Origin of the sequence: Acuticoccus kalidii, from assembly GCF_021556395.1 — a bacterium.
Classification (GTDB): Bacteria; Pseudomonadota; Alphaproteobacteria; order Rhizobiales; family Amorphaceae; genus Acuticoccus; species Acuticoccus kalidii.
Genome location: NZ_JAKGCS010000008.1, coordinates 108,716 through 126,555, shown reverse-complemented (window position 1 = coordinate 126,555; position 17,840 = coordinate 108,716). Strand labels below are relative to the sequence as shown.

Here is a 17,840-nt window from a genome sequence, read left to right as displayed (position 1 = left end):
AGACGGGTGACAGCTTAGACAGAGTATCGGCCACGACAAGGCGCCCTCCCTCTTCCCCGCTCACGATCAGGTGTATTCGAGGGGCGCGCAATAGCGTACGGCAAGCTCCAAGCAAGCCTCGTGCCGAGCCCGCTCCAAAGAGCGTGCCTGCCCAATCGACTATGCCGCCCCCACAGTCCAGCGATACACGGGACGACAATCTGCCGCGCACGCCGCACGGCCCGCGCCACCGGTATACAAGGCCGTATGTGGAAGGCGCGCGCAAGGCGGACGGGACACGCGAACGGCGACCTCCCGTCGAGCCCCTTTCGACCGGGCCGACGGGAGGTCGCCTCAGCGAACGGCCGTCGTCGCCCCGATCACCGTCTCCCCCGCCTCGGCGATCCAGTCCGGGACGCTGTCGCGGGCGATCTGCTCGGCCGGCGGCATCGGCGCGCGCACCACATGGAAGCGGTCGCCCGAGACGAGCACCTCCGGCACCAGCGTGCGCGTGTTGTAGGTGGAGGACTGCACCGCCCCATAGGCGCCCGCCGACATGATCGCGACGAGATCGCCCTCTTCGATCGGCGACACGTCGCGACCGAGGGCGAGATAATCGCCCGTCTCGCAGACCGGACCGACGATATCGACCCGCTCGACGGCGCCCGCGCGCGGCCGGACGGCGCGCACCTCGTGGTGCGCGTCGTAAAGGGTCGGGCGGATGAGGTCGTTCATCGCGGCGTCGACGACGAGGAAGGTCTTCGCCTCGCCCGCTTTCTTGTAGATGACGCGGGTGAGGAGGATCCCGGAATTGGCGGCGATCATCCGCCCCGGCTCCAAAATGATGCGGCAGCCGAAGCGGTTCGCGTAACGCGCGATCAGCGCGGCATAGGCCTCGGGGCGTGGCGGCTCGGCGGCCTCGTCGTCATAGGGCACGCCGAGGCCGCCGCCGAGATCGATGTGCTTGATCGTGTGCCCGTCGGCGCGCAGCGTGTCGAGCAGGTCGCCGAGCACGCGAAAGGCGTTGTCGAACGGGTCGAGCGCGGTGATCTGCGAGCCGATATGCATGTCGACGCCGGCAACGGCGAGGCCGGGCAGCGCCGCCGCCTCGCGATAGACCTCGCGCGCACGGCTCGCTGGGATGCCGAATTTCGTTTCCGAAGCGCCGGTTGCGATCTTGGCGTGGGTGCGCGCATCGACATCCGGATTGACGCGGAGCGAAACCGGCGCCGTGACGCCGCGCTCGCTCGCGAGCCGCGACAGGGCGAAGAGCTCCCGCTCCGATTCCACGTTGAAGCACAAAATGCCCGCATCGAGCCCGGCGACGAGCTCGGCGTCCGTCTTTCCGACCCCCGAAAAGACGATCCGCTCACCTGGAACGCCCGCCGCGAGCGCGCGGGCGAGCTCGCCCCCCGAGACGACATCCATGCCCGCCCCGAGATTGGCGAGAAGGGTCAGAATCGCCTGGTTGGAATTCGCCTTCATCGCATAACAGACGAGGTTCGGAACGCCCGCCTCGTCGAGCGCGTCCGCGAACACCCGGTAGTGCCGCGTGAAGGTCGCGGCGGAATAGACATAGGCCGGTGTGCCGACCGCGGCGGCGATCGCCGAAAGCGGCACGTCCTCGGCATGGAGCTCGCCGCTGCGGACTTCGAAATGGTGCATTATTGAAGAATCGGGTCGAGCACGAAGGAGCGATCGGGCGCCTTGGTGCCGTGAGGATCGGTCGGGTCGACGGGCACTTGCTTCATCGACTGGGTGGCGGCGGGCGGCTCGGGCGAGCCGCGGCGACCGCACGCGCCGACATTGAGCGCGGCGGCCATCGCCGCGAGAAGAAGAGCGAGGCGGATCATGCGTCGGCCCAGAGGACGGCGCGCCAGCGGGCCGCCTCCTCGCGCACCCGCTCCGGCGCCGTGCCGCCGAGACTCGTACGGCTCGCGACCGAGCGGTCGACGGTGAGGACCGTCAGCGCGTCCTCGGTGATCCGGCCGTCGACTTCCTGAAGCTCGGCGAGGGTCAGCTCGGCGATCTCCTTGCCCTTGCGGTCGGCGGCGAGAACGGCGGCGCCGGTGATGTGATGGGCCTCGCGGAACGGCAAGCCCAGCGTGCGGACCAGCCAATCGGCAAGGTCCGTCGCCGTCGTGTGACCCTTTGAGGCGAGTGCGCGCATCGCGTCCTCGTTGACGGTGAGGTCCCGCACCATGCCTGCGCTCGCCCGCACGCACAATGAGAGAGCGGGCAGCGCGTCGAACAGCGGGGGCTTATCCTCCTGCATGTCCTTCGAATAAGCGAGCGGGACGCCCTTCATCACGATGAGGAGCGTGTTCAGCGCCCCGACGATGCGCCCGACCTTGGCGCGCACCAGCTCGGCCGCGTCCGGGTTCTTCTTTTGCGGCATGATCGAGGAGCCGGTGGTGAACTGGTCCGACAGCTTGACGAAGCCGAACGGGGCCGAACACCAGATGACCACCTCCTCGGCGAAACGGGACAGATGCGTCGCGGCGATCGCAGCGGCGGCGAGCGCCTCGAGCGCGAAATCGCGCGAGGAGACGGCATCGAGCGAATTGTGCATCGGCCCCTCGAAGCCGAGGGCGGACGCCGTCATTTCCCGGTCGATCGGGAAGGCGGTGCCGGCGAGCGCGGCCGCGCCGAGCGGGCTTTCGTTCATCCGGTGCCGCGCGTCGCGGATCCGGCCGCGGTCGCGGGCGATCATCTCGACATAAGCGAGGCAATGGTGCCCGAACGTCACCGGCTGGGCGGACTGAAGGTGCGTGAAGCCCGGCATGATGGTCGCGGCATGACGCTCGGCGACCTCGACGAAGGCGCGTTGCAGATCGCCGAGCTCGGCGTCCAGCCCGTCGAGCGCGTCGCGCACCCAGAGCTTGAAGTCGGTCGCGACCTGATCGTTGCGGGAGCGGGCCGTGTGGAGACGGCCGGCGGGCTCGCCGATCAGATCCTTGAGCCGCGCCTCGATGTTCATGTGGATGTCTTCGAGGGCGCGGGAGAAGGGGAACGTGCCCGCCTCGATCTCGCCGGCGATGGTGTGGAGCCCCTCGGAAATCCGCGCCGCGTCGTCCTCGGTGACGATCCCGGTCGCGGCGAGCATCGCGACATGCGCCAGCGATCCGCTGATATCTTGTGTCGCAAGGCGCTTGTCGACGTCGATCGAAGCGTTGATCTCTTCCATAATGGCGCCCGGGCCGGCCTCGAATCGGCCGCCCCACAGGGCGTTCCCCGCGCCAACTTGCGGGGCCGGGGTGGACGTTTTCAGCGTGCGCTCGGTCATGACGGATCAACAGAACCTGGAGGACACCGTGTCGCGGCGTCGTTGGATGAGTTTGGGCGGAGCCGCAATCGGCGTCGTTGTCATTTTCGCGGTGGCGGTCGTCGTCACCGCGCGGCCCGATCTCTTTAGTGTTGCAAGCGGCGCGTCGCAATGCCAGGCGACCCAGCGCGTGGCCGACGCCGTCGAACCGATGACGACGGGCTACATGGCCGCCTTCCAGACGCTCGACCCCGTGGACGTCACCGCCCTCCCTTATGACGGCGAGGCGACCCTTGCCGACGTCACCGGCAGGCTGACGCTTCTCAATCTGTGGGCGACATGGTGCGCCCCCTGCCGGGTGGAGATGCCGGAGCTCGCGGCCCTTCAGAGCGAACTCGGCGGGGACGACTTTTCCGTCGTCGCCGTTTCGATCGACGACAAGGACCGCAACCGGCCGGAGGATTTCCTCGAAGAATCGGGCGCATCCAACCTCGCTTATCACCGCGAGCCGACGCTGAGCCTCTTTAACTCGCTCCGCGCCGAAGGCCTCGCCCAGGGGATGCCGACGACGCTGCTCCTCGGCCCCGACGGGTGCACCGCCGGCGTTCTCCACGGCGCGGCAGCGTGGAATTCCGAGGATGCGAAGGCGTTGATCCGCGCCGCGATCGAGGCGAACTGACCGCGCGTGCCGCTCCGCGGGGCCGGGCCGGATCGGGCCGCCCGGCGCTCCGCCGGCGCGTTTGCGCAACACACGAGAAAAACAACGCGTGATCGATGCGCTTCCGAATTGCGCGCGAGCGGCGATTGCGGCGAAACTGCGACGACCTGCCGCTCTTGCGGTCGATCGACGGAGTTTTTCATGCGCTCTCGATATTCCGCGATCCTCATGGTCTGGCTCGTGGCGTGCGGGCTCGGCATGGCCACGCAAAGCGTCGCCGCGTCGACCGTGATCGCCACGATCGATCTGTCGACGCAGACGATGTACGTCTCCGTCGGCGGCCGCCCGGCCTATACCTGGGCCGTGTCGACCGGACGGAAGGGCTATCGCACCCCCACCGGCAATTACCGGCCGACGCGAATGTACAAGAAATATTTTTCCCGAAAATACGACAACTCGCCGATGCCCTATTCGATCTTCTTTCGCGGCGGGTATGCGATCCACGGCACCTATTACACCAAGCGTCTCGGCCGGCCGGCCTCGCACGGATGCGTGCGTCTTCATCCGAACAATGCGCGCACGCTCTACGATCTCGTCGCCAAGCACGGGCGCGGCAACACGCGGATCCGCGTCCGCTACTGAATGAACGGATGAAGCCTGAGCGGGGCGGCGGGCGGCGGAGCGCTGCCCCCGCACCGCCGCGCGAAAACGCCCGACGCGTCAGACCGCGCCTTCTGTCGGGATGTTGATCACCTCGCCGCAATGTTTGCAGTGCACCGCGTCGAGATCGTGTCGCTCGAGGCCGCATTTGGGGCACTCATACGCGACCTTCATCGGCCGGAACACGGCCTGGAGAAGGCGCAGGAAGAGCCCCACCCCCACGAGCATGATCACGATCGACAGGACGCGCCCCCACGGCCCGTCCGCCGTGACGTCGCCGAAGCCGGTCGTCGTCAATGTGGTGATCGTATAATAAAGCGCGTCGAGGAACGTCGCGAATTGCGGGTTGTTGCCGTGCTCGACCACGAAGACGAGCGAGGTGATGACGAACACGAAAACGATGAGGTTCACAGCCGATTCGATCACCTCTTCCTGCTGGCGGAACCAGATGAAGTCGCGGCGCAGCTCGTAGAGGAGCCGGTAGGACCGCAGGACGCGCAGCATCCTCAGAACGCGCACGAAATTGAGATCCGGCAGGATCGCCGAGCCGAACAGCGCCACGATCACCACGAGGTCGATCCAGAAGGACAGCCGTCGCATCTCCGTCGTCGGGCGTCGCGAGATCATCAGCCGGATCGCGAGATCCAAAGTGAGGACCACCCCGATCACGAAATCCACGATCTGATAGCTCTCGGCGGTCCCCGTCACGCTCGAGGCGATAAAATAGGTGATCGACAGGATATCGAAGCCGAGGACGGCGAAGCGAAAGCGCCGCGCGGCGGGCGAGCGTCCATAATAAAGGTCGCGCAGTACCTGGACGATGTGTTCGCGCCGCGACTGGGACGTCTCCCCGGAATGATGGTCGCGATCGGGCGCGGGCGGCTTGGCCGCCGACCAGACGGACGATCCCTTTCGGCTCTCCTCGCGCCCCGTCACGAGACCTCGACGGGCAGAAGATCGCGGATGCGGTTCATGGCGTCTCCTTCACTCGCTATCCCGCGTTCGGCGAGAGGCGTCAGGCGGTGTCGGTACAATCTTCGCGCCGCTCTGCCAAACCCCGCCTGCCCGTTCCAACGCTCTCCCATTCAGGGTAAACAGATTGGCAAAACGGGGAGGCGAGCATGTCGAAACGTGGTCCGCAATTCGCAGCATTCCGTCGGGGCGCATGGGCCGTCCTCGTCCTCGCCGTCGCGGCGAGCCCGGCGCTCGCGGATCGATCGCTCGAAATGTTGCGCGACTTCGACCTTCCGGGCGGCGATTATCAGACCCTGCGCGAGGTCGAGCTGCGCGACTGCCAACAGGCCTGCCTCGCCGACAGCCAATGCGGCGCCTTCACCTATAATGAGCGCGCACGCTGGTGTTTCCTGAAGAGCGGCTCGGACGAGCGCGTGCCCTACAAGGGCGCGACCTCGGCCGTGGTGATCGACGACGCGCCGGCCGAGACGCTTCCCCTTCCCGATCTCGCCTTCCTCCCGAGCGACATCGTCACCGAGGCGACACGGCTTGAAGCCAAGATCGGCGCCGCGCGCAGCACGGGCCGCACGATCGGCCTCATCAACGCCTCCACCGCCGACCAGCTCGCCGCGAGTCGCACGGCCGACTGGCTCGCCTTCGCCGAGCGGATGCTCAACGCCGACTACGACGCCTATGACGACCAGCGCGAGGCGGAGAGCCTCGCCGCCGCCGCCGGCTATCTCGGTATCCGCGACGCGACGAGCCTCACCGAGCAGGCCCGCGCGCTCGCCGTCGTCTCCAGCGCCATGGAAAAGCAAGGCCTCTTCCGTCCCGCGATCGAGGCGGCGGCGGCAAGCCTCGTCCTCAATCTCGACCCCGGCGTCGAGCAGCGCCTCGAGCGGCTGCGCGCCGAGCACGGTTTCCGCGTGCTCGATTATTCCGTCGACACGGAGACCGCCTCGCCGCGCATGTGCGTCCAATTCTCCGAGACGCTGCAGGGGGATGCGAGCGACCTCGAACGCTTCGTCGTGGTCGACATGATCGCCAACCCGACCGTCTCCGTCGACAGCCGCCAGCTCTGCGTCGAAGGTCTCGAACACGGCGCGCGCTACCAGATCGCGCTGCGCGATGGGGTGCCCTCGACCGTCGGCGAGACATTGCAGAGCCCGGCGAATTTCCGCGTCTATGTGCGCGATCGCTCACCGCTCGCCCGGTTCGAGTCGAACCGCTTCGTGCTTCCCGCCTCCGCCGAGGGGATCCCGGTCACGACGATCAACACCGAAACGCTCGACATGGCGCTCTACCGGATCAACGACCGCAATCTCGCCTCCGTCGTCCGCTCCGAGGATTTCAAGCGCCAGCTCTGGAGCTATGAGACGGAGACGATCGCCGACGAGCGCGGCAGCCTCGCCTGGACCGGCGAGATGAGCGTCCGGTCGGACCTCAACAAGGAGGTGACGACCCTTTTCCCGCTCGACGACGTGCTCTCCTCGACTGAACCCGGTGTCTATATCCTTACCGCGCGCCCTGCCGAGTCGGCCGACGATTCGCAGACGCTCGCGACGCAATGGTTCGTCGTCTCCGATATCGGCGTCTCGACCTACTCGAACGGCGGCACGGTCGACGTCTTCGTCCGCTCCCTGCGGACGGCGGAGCCGAGCGCCGGCGTCGAGGTCGCGCTCCTTGCCCGCAACGAGGAGGTTCTCGCCACCGGGCGGACCGACGCCGAGGGGCACGCCCGCCTCGCCTCCACCTCGCGGCCCGAAGGCGGCCTGACGCCGACCGTCGTCACCGCAAGCTCGGCCGATGGCGACTATGCCTTCATCCCCCTCGTCGGGGGCGCGTTCGAGTTGACCGACAGGGGTGTCGCCGGCCGCGCGGCGCCCGGACCGATCGACGCCTTCCTTGCGACCGAGCGCGGCGTCTACCGTGCCGGCGAGACCGTCCACCTCACGACCCTCGTGCGCGATGACGGCTCGACCGCCCTGCCGCTTCCCGTCACCATCAAGCTGACGCGGCCGGACGGCGTCCTCTCCCGCCGCATCACGCAGCGGGCGGACACGGCCGGCGGCTTCGCGCTCGACCTGCCGCTCACCACCAACGCTGCCACCGGGACCTGGCAGGTGAGCGCGCACATCGACCCCAAAGGCCCGGCGGTCGGCACGACGACCTTCCTCGTCGAGGACTTCGTGCCCCAGCGGATCGAGGTCGCGTTGACGAGCGACGCTGAAGAGGCCGTCGCCGGCGGCACGCTGACGGCCGAGCTCGAGGCGAAATTCCTCTATGGCGCGCCCGCGTCCGACCTCATGATCGAGGGCGGCGTCACCTTGCGGGCGGCCGACGGGATCGCGGCCTTCCCCGGCTATCGGTTCGGGCTCGACGCCGAGCCCTTCACCCCGCGCCGCGCGCCCCTCTTCGACCTGCCGCGCACGGACGCTGAGGGCAAGGCGTCGATCGCGGTTCCGATCGCCGACGTCTCCGACGCCACCGGCGCGCTCGAAGCGCGCATCGCCTTGCGGGTGCGCGAGCCCGGCGGGCGCACGGTCGAGGACACGCTCACCCTCCCCGTCGCGACCAACCAGCCGATGCTCGGCATCAAGCCGTTGTTCGACGACAACCGCGTCGGCCAGGGCTCCGACGCCCGCTTCGAGGTGATCGCGCTCACCGCCGACCGCACCCGCGCGACCGGCGAGGCGGAGTGGACCCTCACCAAGATCAACCGGTCCTTCCAATGGTATCGCCGCAACGACCGCTGGTTCTACGAGGCCGTCGAGCGGCTCGAGGAGGTGGCGAGCGGCACCGTCGACATCGCCGCCGACACGCCGGGCCGCATCGCCGTCCCGGTCGACTGGGGCCAGTACAGGCTCGAAGTCGCGGACGCCGCCGACCCGCACACGGCAAGCTCGATGACGTTCTATAGCGGCTGGATGGAGTCCGGCGCCGGCGCCGACACGCCCGACGTGCTCGAAGTCCATCTCGACAAGGACCATTATGCGGCGGGCGATACCGCCACCTTGTCGATCGCGCCGCGCTATGCCGGCACCGCCCTCGTCACCGTGATGACCGGGGACGTGCAGCATTTCGAATATGTCGATGTGCCCGAAAGCGGGGCGAGCGTGCCGATCACCGTCGTGGCGGACTGGTCGCCGGGTGCCTATGTCTCGGCGACGCTGGTGCGCCCGGCCGGCGCCAGCGGCGACGATCGGCCCCTGCCCCAGCGCGCCGTCGGCATCGCCTATCTCAACGTCGACACGGCGGACCGCCGGCTCGACGTCGCGATCGACGCCCCGGATATGACCGAACCGCGCCAGAGCGTGACCGTGCCGGTCTCGATCGAGGGGATCGCTGCCGGCGAGACCGCCTATCTGACGCTCGCCGCCGTCGATGTCGGCATTTTGAACATCACCGGCTACACGCCCCCCGATGTCGACGGATATTATCTCGGCCAGCGCCAGCTCGCGGTCGAATTGCGCGACCTTTATGGCGACCTCATCAACGGCTTCAGCGGCACGCGGGGCAGCGTCCGCTCCGGCGGTGACGGCATGGCCTCCGGCACCAACGCGCTGCCGCCGAACGAGGAGCCGGTGTCGCTCTTCTCCGGCCTCGTCGCCACCGACGGGGACGGAAAGGCCGAGGTGACGTTCGACGTTCCCGCCTTCAACGGCACGCTGCGGCTGATGGCGATCGCGTGGACCGAGACGAAGGTCGGCGATTCCAGTGCCGACATGATCGTGCGCGATCCGGTCGTCCTCGCCGGCTCCCTGCCGCGCTTCCTCGCGCCCAACGATTCGACCCGGATGCGCTTCGACCTCCACAACGTCTCCGGCGCGGAAGGGACCTACACCCTCACCATCGCCGCCGAGGGCCCGCTCGTCTTCGACCATGACGAAGAGACGCTCGACCTCGCCGCGGACGAGCGCGCCTCGATCGAGATGCCGATCGCGGCGACCGGCGTCGGCACCGCGACGCTCGTCGCGACGCTGACGGGTCCGGACGGATCGGAGCTCGTCTCCGACTACACGCTCGCCGTGCGGCCGGCCGCAAGTCCGGTCTCGAACCGGCGCATCGTCGCCCTTTCCCCCGGCGAGGCGACCACGCTGACGGCGAGCCTCACCCAAGGGTTCGACGATGACGCGGCGGTCAGCGTCTCGGTCGGCTCCGGCGAGACGAACACCGCCGGCCTCCTCAGGATGCTCGACCGCTTTCCCTATGGGTGCGCCGAGCAGACCGTGAGCCGCGCCCTGCCGCTCCTCTATCTCAACGAGGTCGCGGCCAGCATCGGGCTCGACGACGACGAGGCGATCGGCCCGCGCATCGAGAAGGCGATCGAGCGCGTGCTCGCCTTCCAGAGCGCGTCGGGCGGGTTCGGCCTCTGGTCGCCCGGTTACGATCTATGGCTCTCGGCCTATGTGATGGACTTCTTCACCCGGGCCCGCGAGGCCGGCTATGAGGTGCCGAGCGTCGCCTTCGAATCCGGTCTCGACCGGCTCCAGTCGGTGCTCTCTTATGTCGGCGACGTCGATGGGGAGCGGGGGACGGAGATCGCCTATGCGACCTATGTCCTCGCCCGCAATGGCCGCGCCGCGATCGGCGATCTGCGCTATTTCGCCGAAGAGAAGCTCGACGCTTTCGTCGCCCCGCTCGCCCGCGCCCAACTCGCGGCGAGCCTCTCCCTCGCCGGCGACGCGCCCCTCGCCCGCACGCTGTTCCAGAACGCCGTCCACTCCCGCTTCTCGCAGCGGCCGGACCGCATGGACTACGGCACCCCGATCCGCGATGCGGCGGCGATCGTGACGCTCGCGGCGGAAAGCAATGTCGGCGAAGGCACGGTCGCCGACCTGTCCGGCGTCCTCTCGCGGCTCGAAGCGGACGATCTCGAACGCCCCTTCTCCACCCAGGAAGCCGCCTGGCTCCTCCTCGCGACCCATGCCGCGGCACCGCCGGCCGGCAGCGTCTCGCTCGACGGAACGCCCCTCACCTCGCCCCTCTTCCGCGAACTGACCCCCGCTGCGCTGCGCGACGAGGTCGTCATCCGCAATGATGGGCGCGACACGGTGTCGGTCGCGACCACGGTGTCGGGCACGCCGCTCACGCCGCTGCCGCCGACGGCGGAGGGCCTTTCGATCGAACGCGCCTTCTTCACGCTCGACGGCGCGGAGACGACGCCGAACCAGGTGCCGCAGAACACGCGCCTCCTCGTCCGCCTCACCCTCACGAAGACGGCGGACGTTCCGATGCGCATCATGCTGACCGATCTGCTGCCCGCCGGCTTCGAGATCGAAAACCCGCGCCTCGTCTCGACCGCCGACATCGCGACCTTCCCGATGGCCCAGCTCGGCCAGTCGCCGGAATTCACCGAGTTCCGGGACGACCGTTTCGCCGCCGCCTGGACGCTCGCCAAGTCGTCCGACGAGCCGATCACCGTGACCTACATGGTCCGCGCCGTCTCGCCGGGAACGTTCACGCTCCCGGCGGCGGAGGTCTCCGATATGTACCAGCCGCGTTATGTGGCGCGGACGGCGGCGGGGACCATCGCCGTGGTGCCGACGCGCTGAGCGCGCCGGCGCGCCCGAAAGCCGCCCGCCGTCTGGCGGGGGTCGGCGGCCGGCGGATCGGGAGCGGCCTGTCGGTCGCCCTCCTTCTCGGGACGGCCGTCGCGCTCGCCGTCCCGGTCCTCGACGCGCGCCATCCGCCGCCGCTCACCGGCGCAGCGCCCTCCACCCTCGTCCTCGACCGGCACGGCGCGCTCCTGCGGGCCTTCACCGACGGCAATGGACGCTGGCGCCTGCCCGTCACGGTGGCCGAGGTCGATCCGCGGTTCGTGGATCTCCTCGTCGCCTATGAGGACAAACGCTTCGCGACCCATCTCGGCGTCGACCCGCTGGCGGCGGGCCGCGCGGCCTTTCAGGCAGCAACGAGCGGCCGTCTCGTCTCCGGCGCGTCGACGCTGACGATGCAGACCGTCCGCCTCCTCACCGAGCGACGGGAGCGCACCTTCGTGCGCAAGCTCGAGGAAGCGGCGCGCGCGATCCAGCTCGAACGCCGCCTCGACAAGGACGATATTCTCACGATCTATCTCAACAACGCACCCTATGGTGGCAATATCGAAGGGGTGCGGGCGGCGAGCCTCGCTTATTTCGGCCGGGAGCCCGCGCGCCTCACCCTCGCCCAGGCCGCCCTCCTCGTCGCCCTGCCGCAATCCCCCGAGACGCGCCGGCCGGACCGCTTCCCCGAGGCTGCCCGCGCCGCCCGTGCCCGCGTCCTCGACCGTCTCGCCGAGCGCGGCGTCATCTCCGCGCGCGATGCGGCCGAGGCGGGGCGCGAGGCCATTCCGGCAGAGCGCCGCAGCGTTCCCCGCCTCGCCCCGCACCTCGCCCGCCAGCTCGTCGATGCCGCACCTGAACGGCGCATCCACGAGACGACTTTGGAGCGCGATTGGCAGGCCGCGCTCGAGCGCCTCGCGGCGGAGCGTGTCGACCTCATCGGCCCACGGGTTTCCGCCGCGATCCTCGTCGCCGACCTTCGCAATGGCGAGATCAGAGCGAGCGTCGGGGCCGCGAAATTCCTCGACGCGGGCCGCGCCGGCTATGTCGACATGGTCCGCGCCGTCCGCTCGCCGGGATCGACGCTGAAGCCATTCATCTATGGTCTCGCGATGGAGGCCGGCCTCATCGCCCCGATGACCCTCCTCGAGGACACGCCCCGTACCTTCGCGGGCTACGAGCCGAACAATTTCGACGACACCTTCCACGGCCTCGTCACCGCCACCGAGGCGTTGCGGCAATCGCTCAACGTGCCGGCGATCGCACTCCTCGACGCGCTCGGCGCGACGCGGCTCGCCGTGCGGCTTCAGGAGGCGGGCGCGCGGGTCGTCCTGCCGGGCGGGGCCGAGCCGTCGCTCGCGATCGGTCTCGGCGGCTTCGGCACGCGGCTCATCGATCTTGCCGAGCTCTACACGGCGCTCGCGCGGGACGGCCGGCCGATCGGGCTTCATGCGACGGGCGGTGCGCCGCCGGTGCGCAACCGCCTCTTGTCGGAGCGGACGGCCGCGGCCGTGTCCGGGATCCTCTCCGGTATGCTGCCGCCTCGCAATGCGCGGCCGGGCGCGATCGCCTACAAGACCGGCACCTCCTACGGATATCGCGATGGCTGGGCCGTCGGCTACGACGCGCGTCACGTCATCGCCGTCTGGGTCGGCCGGCCGGACGGCACGCCCATCGCCTCGCTGACGGGCTGGACCGACGCCGCCCCGATCCTCTTCGACGCCTTCGCCCGGATCGGTATCGAGCGGCGCCCCGCCGCGCCCGATCCCGTCGCGACGGCCGAACTGCCCCCGCCTTTGCGCATTTTCGGGCAGCGTATGGCGGGCGGTGCGCCCGTCGGGCGTTCGGTTTCGATCGCCTTCCCGCCGGCCGATGCGAGCGTCGCGCTCGCCCGCGCCGATGGCGAGCGCGATCCGCTCGTCGCCCGCGTGCTCGGCGCGCCGGTCGATGTCTGGCTGCTCGACGGGCGGCCCCTCGCGGTGCCCCCCAATCGGCGCACCGCGCAGCTCGACGTTCCCCCGGGGGAGCACACCCTCACCGTCGTCACCGCCGACGGCGCGTCCGAACGCGTCACCTTCAAAGTGGACTGACATTCGTCAATTTGACGGTTCCAAACTGAATTAAAAATTTCTCCTATTCAAAAGGGAACGGGAAGTTAATCACAACCATTCGGAGTTGTGTAACGGATGCTCTCTCGAGGGAGGTGATCCGTTCGTCAACGAGAAGGAACGTCCCATGGCGACGATAACGAACAGAACGACGACACCCGTTTCGGTCCGTAATGAAGACCTCACCATCACGGACACGGGGCGCGTCGTCGTCGATTCCAACAACGCGGCAGTTTTCGCCCGAGTTGACAGTGGGAACATCTCGATCGTAAACGATGGAAGCATCGTTTCTCAAAGCTCGAATGCAATGAACATTCGTGCGGGGGAGGAATCCAGCTTCGAGGTGCACAACTCCGGCCTCATTAAGGGCGAGTATGGCGTCCGAGCGAATGTCATCAATGGTGACGATCCGCTGATGCCGACGTTCTCGGGTGAGATCGTAAACAATGGCAAAATCGTCGGCACAACCGAATCCGCGATTTATTTGCAAGGCCAAGACGATATCGTAATCAACCATGGAGTCATCCACGGAAACGTTTCCCTGGATCTCGAAAAGGATGACGATGGCAACGATGATCTCGATGCCGTCGGCAATGATTTTTACAAGGGCTCCGGCAACATCGCCGGTGACTTGAACACGGGCGCCGGAAACGACCGGATCGACCATGCCGGCCTGATCACTCAGAACGTTTATGCCGGCGACGGTGACGACGTTCTCATCGTTCGTGACGGCGGCCGGATCCGCGGCGAGACGGACATGGGAGATAATTCTTCCGATTCCGACCAGATCATTAACAAAGGCCGGATGGAAAGCGGCGTCTTCTTCGGTGACGGCGACGACAGCTATCGCGGGATTTCGAACGGCTTCGCCGCGTCAGTCCTCGGTGGCGAAGGCAACGATACGCTGCGCGGCAGCAACAATGCCGATACCTTCTGGGGTGGTGACGGCCAGGATGTCCTGATCGGCGGCGCCGGCGGCGACAATCTCGATGGCGGTTTCGGCAACGATGTGTTGTTCGGCGGCCCCGGCAGCGATTTCCTCACCGGCGGCGACGGCTTCGATCGGTTCGTGTTTGCGCCGGGCGACGGCAACGACTTCGTCACCGACTTCGAGACCGGCGACACGCTCGATCTTCGCGCCTTCGACCTCATCTCGTTCGACAATGTCGAGGCGGTGACCCGCTCGAATGAGGATATCACCGTGATCCGTCTCGAAGACACCCGCATCGTGCTCGAGAACTACACGGAGCTCAGCTCGGGCGACGTCCTTCTCTGAACGACACGCTTGAGACAATCACCCATCCGGCGCACGCCGGGTGGGTGCTTTGACGGCCGACGCGTCGGCGACCACGCTGTCGCGAAGGCTTGTCTATCGGCTCCGCACCGCCGCGAGCGCCGTGCCGAGCCCGATGAGAACGCCCCCTCCCAACGCCTCCAAGATCATCACGGTCTTCGCCCGCAGCCAGCGCATCGAGAGCGAGGCGAGCAGCGCATATAGGCCGAGAATCGGCAGCTCGATCGCAATCGAGACGAGGCCGAGGATCAAAAATTCCGTGCCAACCGCCGGACCCGGCGTCACGAATTGCGGAAGCAAGGCGACGAAGAACGCGAGATTTTTGGGATTGGAGGCTTGCAGGAACGCCCCCTTACGGAACGCGCGGCGTGGATCTGTCCGCGTCGCGATCGGCGTTTCGACGGGCGACGCCTCAGCCCCCTTTCGCCATGCGGCGAGCCACGGCCTCAGCATCCCGACGCCCAGAAAGACGAGATAGGCCGCGCCGAGCCATTTGAGCACGCCGAACAGCGTCGCGCTCGCGAGGATGAGCGCGCCGACGCCGAGGGCGGACAGCGCGAAATAGACCGCATTGGTTGCGATCACCCCGGCCGAAGCGGCGAGCGCCGGCCCCGATGCCGACCGCATCGCAAGACCGATGACGAGGATCACCGCCGGCCCCGGCGTCAGTGACAGCAACGCCTCGGTCGCCGCGAAGAGAAGAATCGTCTCGATGGACATGATCGTTGCGCGTCCCGCCCAGCATCGGTTCGGCCTCGCCTCGCGAACGACCGCCCCTCACGCTCAACAGGCAAGTTCTGCGCCATCGGTGGAGACCGAACCGCCGCGAAAGAGAAAGCGCCATGCCGTCACGGCAGGGCACGCTCTCCTTCGGGGATCGGGTCCACCGCCGCGGATCGTTCGCGGCAGGCCGGCCCCATGGGCGCGGCGTCAGTCCTCGTCGTCGTCGTCGGCCGGGCGCTCGCCCTTCTTCCAGGCCGCGAGGCCGGAGAAGACGGCGTCGGGATCGTAACGCTCTTTGGTGTTGCGCGCGTCGTCCTCGTCGTCGCGCGGCGCGTCGAGGCTGTCGTCGACGGGCAGCAGCGCGTCGGGTTGATCGAACGGCATGAGCTGCGGCGGCTGGGTGATGCCCGCTTCACGCGCCGCGACTTCGACTTCGCGATCGAGATCGATCTGCGAGCAGAGGCCGAGCGTCACCGGATCGAGCGGCTGTAGGTTCGCCGAATTCCAGTGCGTCCGGTCGCGAATCGCCTGGATCGTCGTCTTCGTCGTGCCGACGAGGCGGATGATCGCCGATTCCTTCAGCTCGGGATGATGGCGTACGAGCCACAGGATGGCGTTCGGCCGGTCCTGCCGTTTCGACACCGGCGTGTAGCGCGGCGCCTTGCGCTTCAGCTCCGGCACGATCGTCTTCGGCTTGGACAGCTTGAGGCGGTAGGACTTGTCGTTCTCCGCCTTCTCGATTTCCTGACGGGTGAGCTGGCCCGTCTGGATCGGGTCGGCGCCCTTGATGCCTTGAGCGGCGTCACCGTCGGCGATGGCGCCGACTTCGAGCGGGTGCAACCTGCAGAACGCAGCGATCTGTTCAAAGGTGAGCGAGGTATTGTCCACCAGCCAGACGGCGGTCGCCTTGGGCATCAAGGGCGTGTCTGGATCAGCTTGCATGGAACCTCCTTGTGCTCTCCGGCGGTTAAAGCTGGAGAACCCGGCAAGTTGCGGGATTTTGGGGAACGACCAAGATATAGGCCGCTCCGCCCGGCGGTGCAATTCGGCTTAGAGGGTGAGCACAATCTTTCCGATGTGCCCGCTGCCTTCCATCCGCCGATGGGCCTCCGCCGCCTCCTCGAACGGGAAGCTCTGATCCATCACCGGACGGATCCGCCCCTCGGCGATCAGCGGCCACACGCTCGCCTCGAGCTGCTCGGCGATCTCGGCCTTGAAGGCGACGTCGCGTGGACGAAGCGTCGCGCCGGTGTGGACGAGGCGCTTGCGCATCAGCTTGGCGAAGTTCGCCTCCGACGGGCCGTTCAGCGTGGCGATCTGGACGATCCGCCCCTCGACGGCGGCGACGTTCCAGTTCCGCTCCACATAATCGCCGCCGACCATGTCGAGAATGACGTCGATCCCGTTCGGCACCGATTCCTTGAGGACGGTGACGAAATCGCGGGCGTTATAATTGATCGCCCCGTCGGCACCGAGCTGCTCGCACGCGGCGCATTTTTCGTCGGAGCCGGCGGTCGTCACCACGTTGGCGCCGAAGGCCTTGGCGAGCTGGATCGCCGTCGTGCCGATGCCGGACGTCCCGCCATGGACGAGGAACCACTCGCCCGCGCGCAGCTTCGCCCGGTCGAACACGGTGCTCCAGACGGTGAAGAACGTTTCGGGAAGGGCCGCCGCCTCCAGCATCGACAGCCCGGCCGGGATCGGCAACGCGTTCCGCTCGTCGACGACGCAATATTGCGCGTAGGCGCCGCCGGGGACGAGCGCGGTCACCGCATCGCCCACTTTGTAGCGCGCCACATCGTGGCCGACCGCGACCACCTCGCCGGCACATTCGAGGCCGAGAATCGGCGTCACGCCCGGCGGGGCGGGATAGTGTCCGGCGCGTTGGATGCAGTCCGGTCGGTTGACGCCTGCGGCGGCGACCTCGATCAGAATGTCCGTCGGTCCCGGCGCGGGCGTCGGGTGCTCGTCGATCACCAGGACGTCCGGTCCGCCAGGCGTCGGCGCGGTGATCGCCTTCATCATCGGCTCGATCGTCATCTCTCCCCCTCGAACTCTTTCGCCGTGCACGCTACCCTTGGTCACGGATGGAGGTGACCATGGACGACGAACCCCAAGCTCCGAAAGCCCATATGCTGGGAGATGATCTCAGCCGCATGTCGATCCGCGAGCTGGAGGCTTTGAAGGCGGCCTGTCTTTCCGAGGCCGAGCGCATCACGCAGGAAATCAAATCGAAGGGGGAAACGCGCGTCACGGCGGACAGTTTCTTCCGCATTTGACGGCGGCGCGCAAACGAAAGCCACGCCGGCATGGGATGATGCCGGCGTGGCTCAGTCGATCGGAACCCGTTGCGGGCGTCGCGCCTCGGACCAGCCGGCGCTCAGGCGCCGGGGATGCCCTTGAACTTGCTCTTGAAGCGCGAGATGCGACCGCCGCGATCGAGAAGCGTCGTCTGACCGCCGGTCCAAGCCGGATGGGTGCGCGGGTCGATATCGAGGCGGATCGTGTCGCCGGCGGAACCGGAGCACGAACGCGTCATGTACTCGGTCCCGTCGGTCATCACGACGGTGACCGGGTGATAGTCCGGATGGATGTCCTTCTTCATGGCTCGTCCTTGGCGTCGAAGGCGTGCGGAACACCATCACGAGCGACCCGT

14 protein-coding genes are annotated in these 17,840 nt (G+C 67.7%); 6 read left to right on the top strand and 8 right to left on the bottom strand.

What is annotated here, in order from left to right; genetic code table 11:
- Window positions 1–333 precede the first annotated feature (333 nt).
- Genes lysA through argH form a run of 3 tightly spaced genes read right to left on the bottom strand, consistent with a single transcriptional unit; the run spans window position 334 to window position 3,265 of the window.
- Window positions 334–1,644, bottom strand: coding sequence for a diaminopimelate decarboxylase (lysA, locus tag L1787_RS05030; RefSeq protein WP_235707442.1), 1,311 nt, complete (start codon window positions 1,642–1,644; stop codon window positions 334–336).
- Complete coding sequence (locus L1787_RS05025) at window positions 1,644–1,832, bottom strand: lipoprotein (protein WP_235707441.1); 189 nt, start codon at window positions 1,830–1,832, stop codon at window positions 1,644–1,646. The genes lysA and L1787_RS05025 overlap by 1 nt, the downstream gene beginning before the upstream one ends.
- Window positions 1,829–3,265, bottom strand: coding sequence for an argininosuccinate lyase (gene argH / locus L1787_RS05020; protein ID WP_255720254.1), 1,437 nt, complete (start codon window positions 3,263–3,265; stop codon window positions 1,829–1,831). Before argH ends, L1787_RS05025 begins: the two co-directional genes overlap by 4 nt.
- 46 nt (window positions 3,266–3,311) lie before the next feature.
- On the opposite strand from argH, the gene L1787_RS05015 reads away from it, so the two are divergent.
- Window positions 3,312–3,923, top strand: coding sequence for a TlpA family protein disulfide reductase (locus L1787_RS05015; RefSeq protein WP_235707439.1), 612 nt, complete (start codon window positions 3,312–3,314; stop codon window positions 3,921–3,923).
- Between the two features lie 180 nt (window positions 3,924–4,103).
- A complete protein-coding gene (locus tag L1787_RS05010) occupies window positions 4,104–4,544 on the top strand; it encodes a L,D-transpeptidase (RefSeq protein WP_235707438.1) in 441 nt (146 codons plus the stop codon).
- A 78-nt stretch (window positions 4,545–4,622) separates the two neighbouring features.
- On the opposite strand, the gene L1787_RS05005 is transcribed toward L1787_RS05010, so the two are convergent.
- Window positions 4,623–5,498 (bottom strand): ion channel, encoded by an 876-nt coding sequence (locus L1787_RS05005; protein ID WP_235707437.1) that lies wholly within the window; start codon window positions 5,496–5,498, stop codon window positions 4,623–4,625.
- Between the two features lie 185 nt (window positions 5,499–5,683).
- Here L1787_RS05005 and L1787_RS05000 point away from each other — a divergent pair, with 185 nt between their 5' ends.
- From L1787_RS05000 to L1787_RS04990, 3 genes are all read left to right on the top strand, one after another.
- A complete protein-coding gene (locus L1787_RS05000) occupies window positions 5,684–11,071 on the top strand; it encodes an alpha-2-macroglobulin family protein (protein WP_235707436.1) in 5,388 nt (1,795 codons plus the stop codon).
- Window positions 11,068–13,149, top strand: coding sequence for a penicillin-binding protein 1C (pbpC, locus tag L1787_RS04995; protein ID WP_235707562.1), 2,082 nt, complete (start codon window positions 11,068–11,070; stop codon window positions 13,147–13,149). Before L1787_RS05000 ends, pbpC begins: the two co-directional genes overlap by 4 nt.
- 145 nt (window positions 13,150–13,294) lie before the next feature.
- Window positions 13,295–14,443 carry a calcium-binding protein gene (locus L1787_RS04990; protein ID WP_235707435.1) on the top strand — a complete coding sequence of 383 codons (1,149 nt, stop codon included), beginning with the start codon at window positions 13,295–13,297 and terminating at the stop codon, window positions 14,441–14,443.
- Window positions 14,444–14,536: 93 nt separating this feature from the next.
- Here L1787_RS04990 and L1787_RS04985 read toward each other — a convergent pair whose 3' ends face one another.
- The 3 genes from L1787_RS04985 to L1787_RS04975 form a co-directional block, all read right to left on the bottom strand.
- A complete protein-coding gene (locus tag L1787_RS04985) occupies window positions 14,537–15,181 on the bottom strand; it encodes a LysE family translocator (RefSeq protein WP_235707434.1) in 645 nt (214 codons plus the stop codon).
- Window positions 15,182–15,391: 210 nt separating this feature from the next.
- Complete coding sequence (locus L1787_RS04980; protein ID WP_235707433.1) at window positions 15,392–16,126, bottom strand: DUF1013 domain-containing protein; 735 nt, start codon at window positions 16,124–16,126, stop codon at window positions 15,392–15,394.
- A gap of 108 nt (window positions 16,127–16,234) precedes the next feature.
- Entirely contained in the window at window positions 16,235–17,224 is a 990-nt protein-coding gene (locus tag L1787_RS04975; RefSeq protein WP_235707432.1) for an NAD(P)H-quinone oxidoreductase, read from the bottom strand.
- A 59-nt stretch (window positions 17,225–17,283) separates the two neighbouring features.
- Here L1787_RS04975 and L1787_RS04970 point away from each other — a divergent pair, with 59 nt between their 5' ends.
- A complete protein-coding gene (locus L1787_RS04970) occupies window positions 17,284–17,463 on the top strand; it encodes a DUF1192 domain-containing protein (RefSeq protein WP_235707431.1) in 180 nt (59 codons plus the stop codon).
- Between the two features lie 101 nt (window positions 17,464–17,564).
- Here the strand turns inward: L1787_RS04970 and rpmE are convergent, their stop codons facing one another.
- On the bottom strand, window positions 17,565–17,789 hold the full coding sequence (rpmE, locus tag L1787_RS04965; protein ID WP_235707430.1) for a 50S ribosomal protein L31: 225 nt from the start codon (window positions 17,787–17,789) through the stop codon (window positions 17,565–17,567).
- Window positions 17,790–17,840 lie beyond the last annotated feature (51 nt).

Bases quoted from the DNA above. Each gene is read 5' to 3' on its own strand.
- lysA (WP_235707442.1), bottom strand. From the start codon at position 1,644: ATGCACCATTTCGAAGTCCGCAGCGGCGAGCTCCATGCCGAGGACGTG.
- L1787_RS05025 (WP_235707441.1), bottom strand. From the start codon at position 1,832: ATGATCCGCCTCGCTCTTCTTCTCGCGGCGATGGCCGCCGCGCTCAAT.
- argH (WP_255720254.1), bottom strand. From the start codon at position 3,265: ATGACCGAGCGCACGCTGAAAACGTCCACCCCGGCCCCGCAAGTTGGC.
- L1787_RS05015 (WP_235707439.1), top strand. From the start codon at position 3,312: ATGAGTTTGGGCGGAGCCGCAATCGGCGTCGTTGTCATTTTCGCGGTG.
- L1787_RS05010 (WP_235707438.1), top strand. From the start codon at position 4,104: ATGCGCTCTCGATATTCCGCGATCCTCATGGTCTGGCTCGTGGCGTGC.
- L1787_RS05000 (WP_235707436.1), top strand. From the start codon at position 5,684: ATGTCGAAACGTGGTCCGCAATTCGCAGCATTCCGTCGGGGCGCATGG.
- L1787_RS04990 (WP_235707435.1), top strand. From the start codon at position 13,295: ATGGCGACGATAACGAACAGAACGACGACACCCGTTTCGGTCCGTAAT.
- L1787_RS04985 (WP_235707434.1), bottom strand. From the start codon at position 15,181: ATGTCCATCGAGACGATTCTTCTCTTCGCGGCGACCGAGGCGTTGCTG.
- L1787_RS04980 (WP_235707433.1), bottom strand. From the start codon at position 16,126: ATGCAAGCTGATCCAGACACGCCCTTGATGCCCAAGGCGACCGCCGTC.
- L1787_RS04975 (WP_235707432.1), bottom strand. From the start codon at position 17,224: ATGACGATCGAGCCGATGATGAAGGCGATCACCGCGCCGACGCCTGGC.
- L1787_RS04970 (WP_235707431.1), top strand. From the start codon at position 17,284: ATGGACGACGAACCCCAAGCTCCGAAAGCCCATATGCTGGGAGATGAT.
- rpmE (WP_235707430.1), bottom strand. From the start codon at position 17,789: ATGAAGAAGGACATCCATCCGGACTATCACCCGGTCACCGTCGTGATG.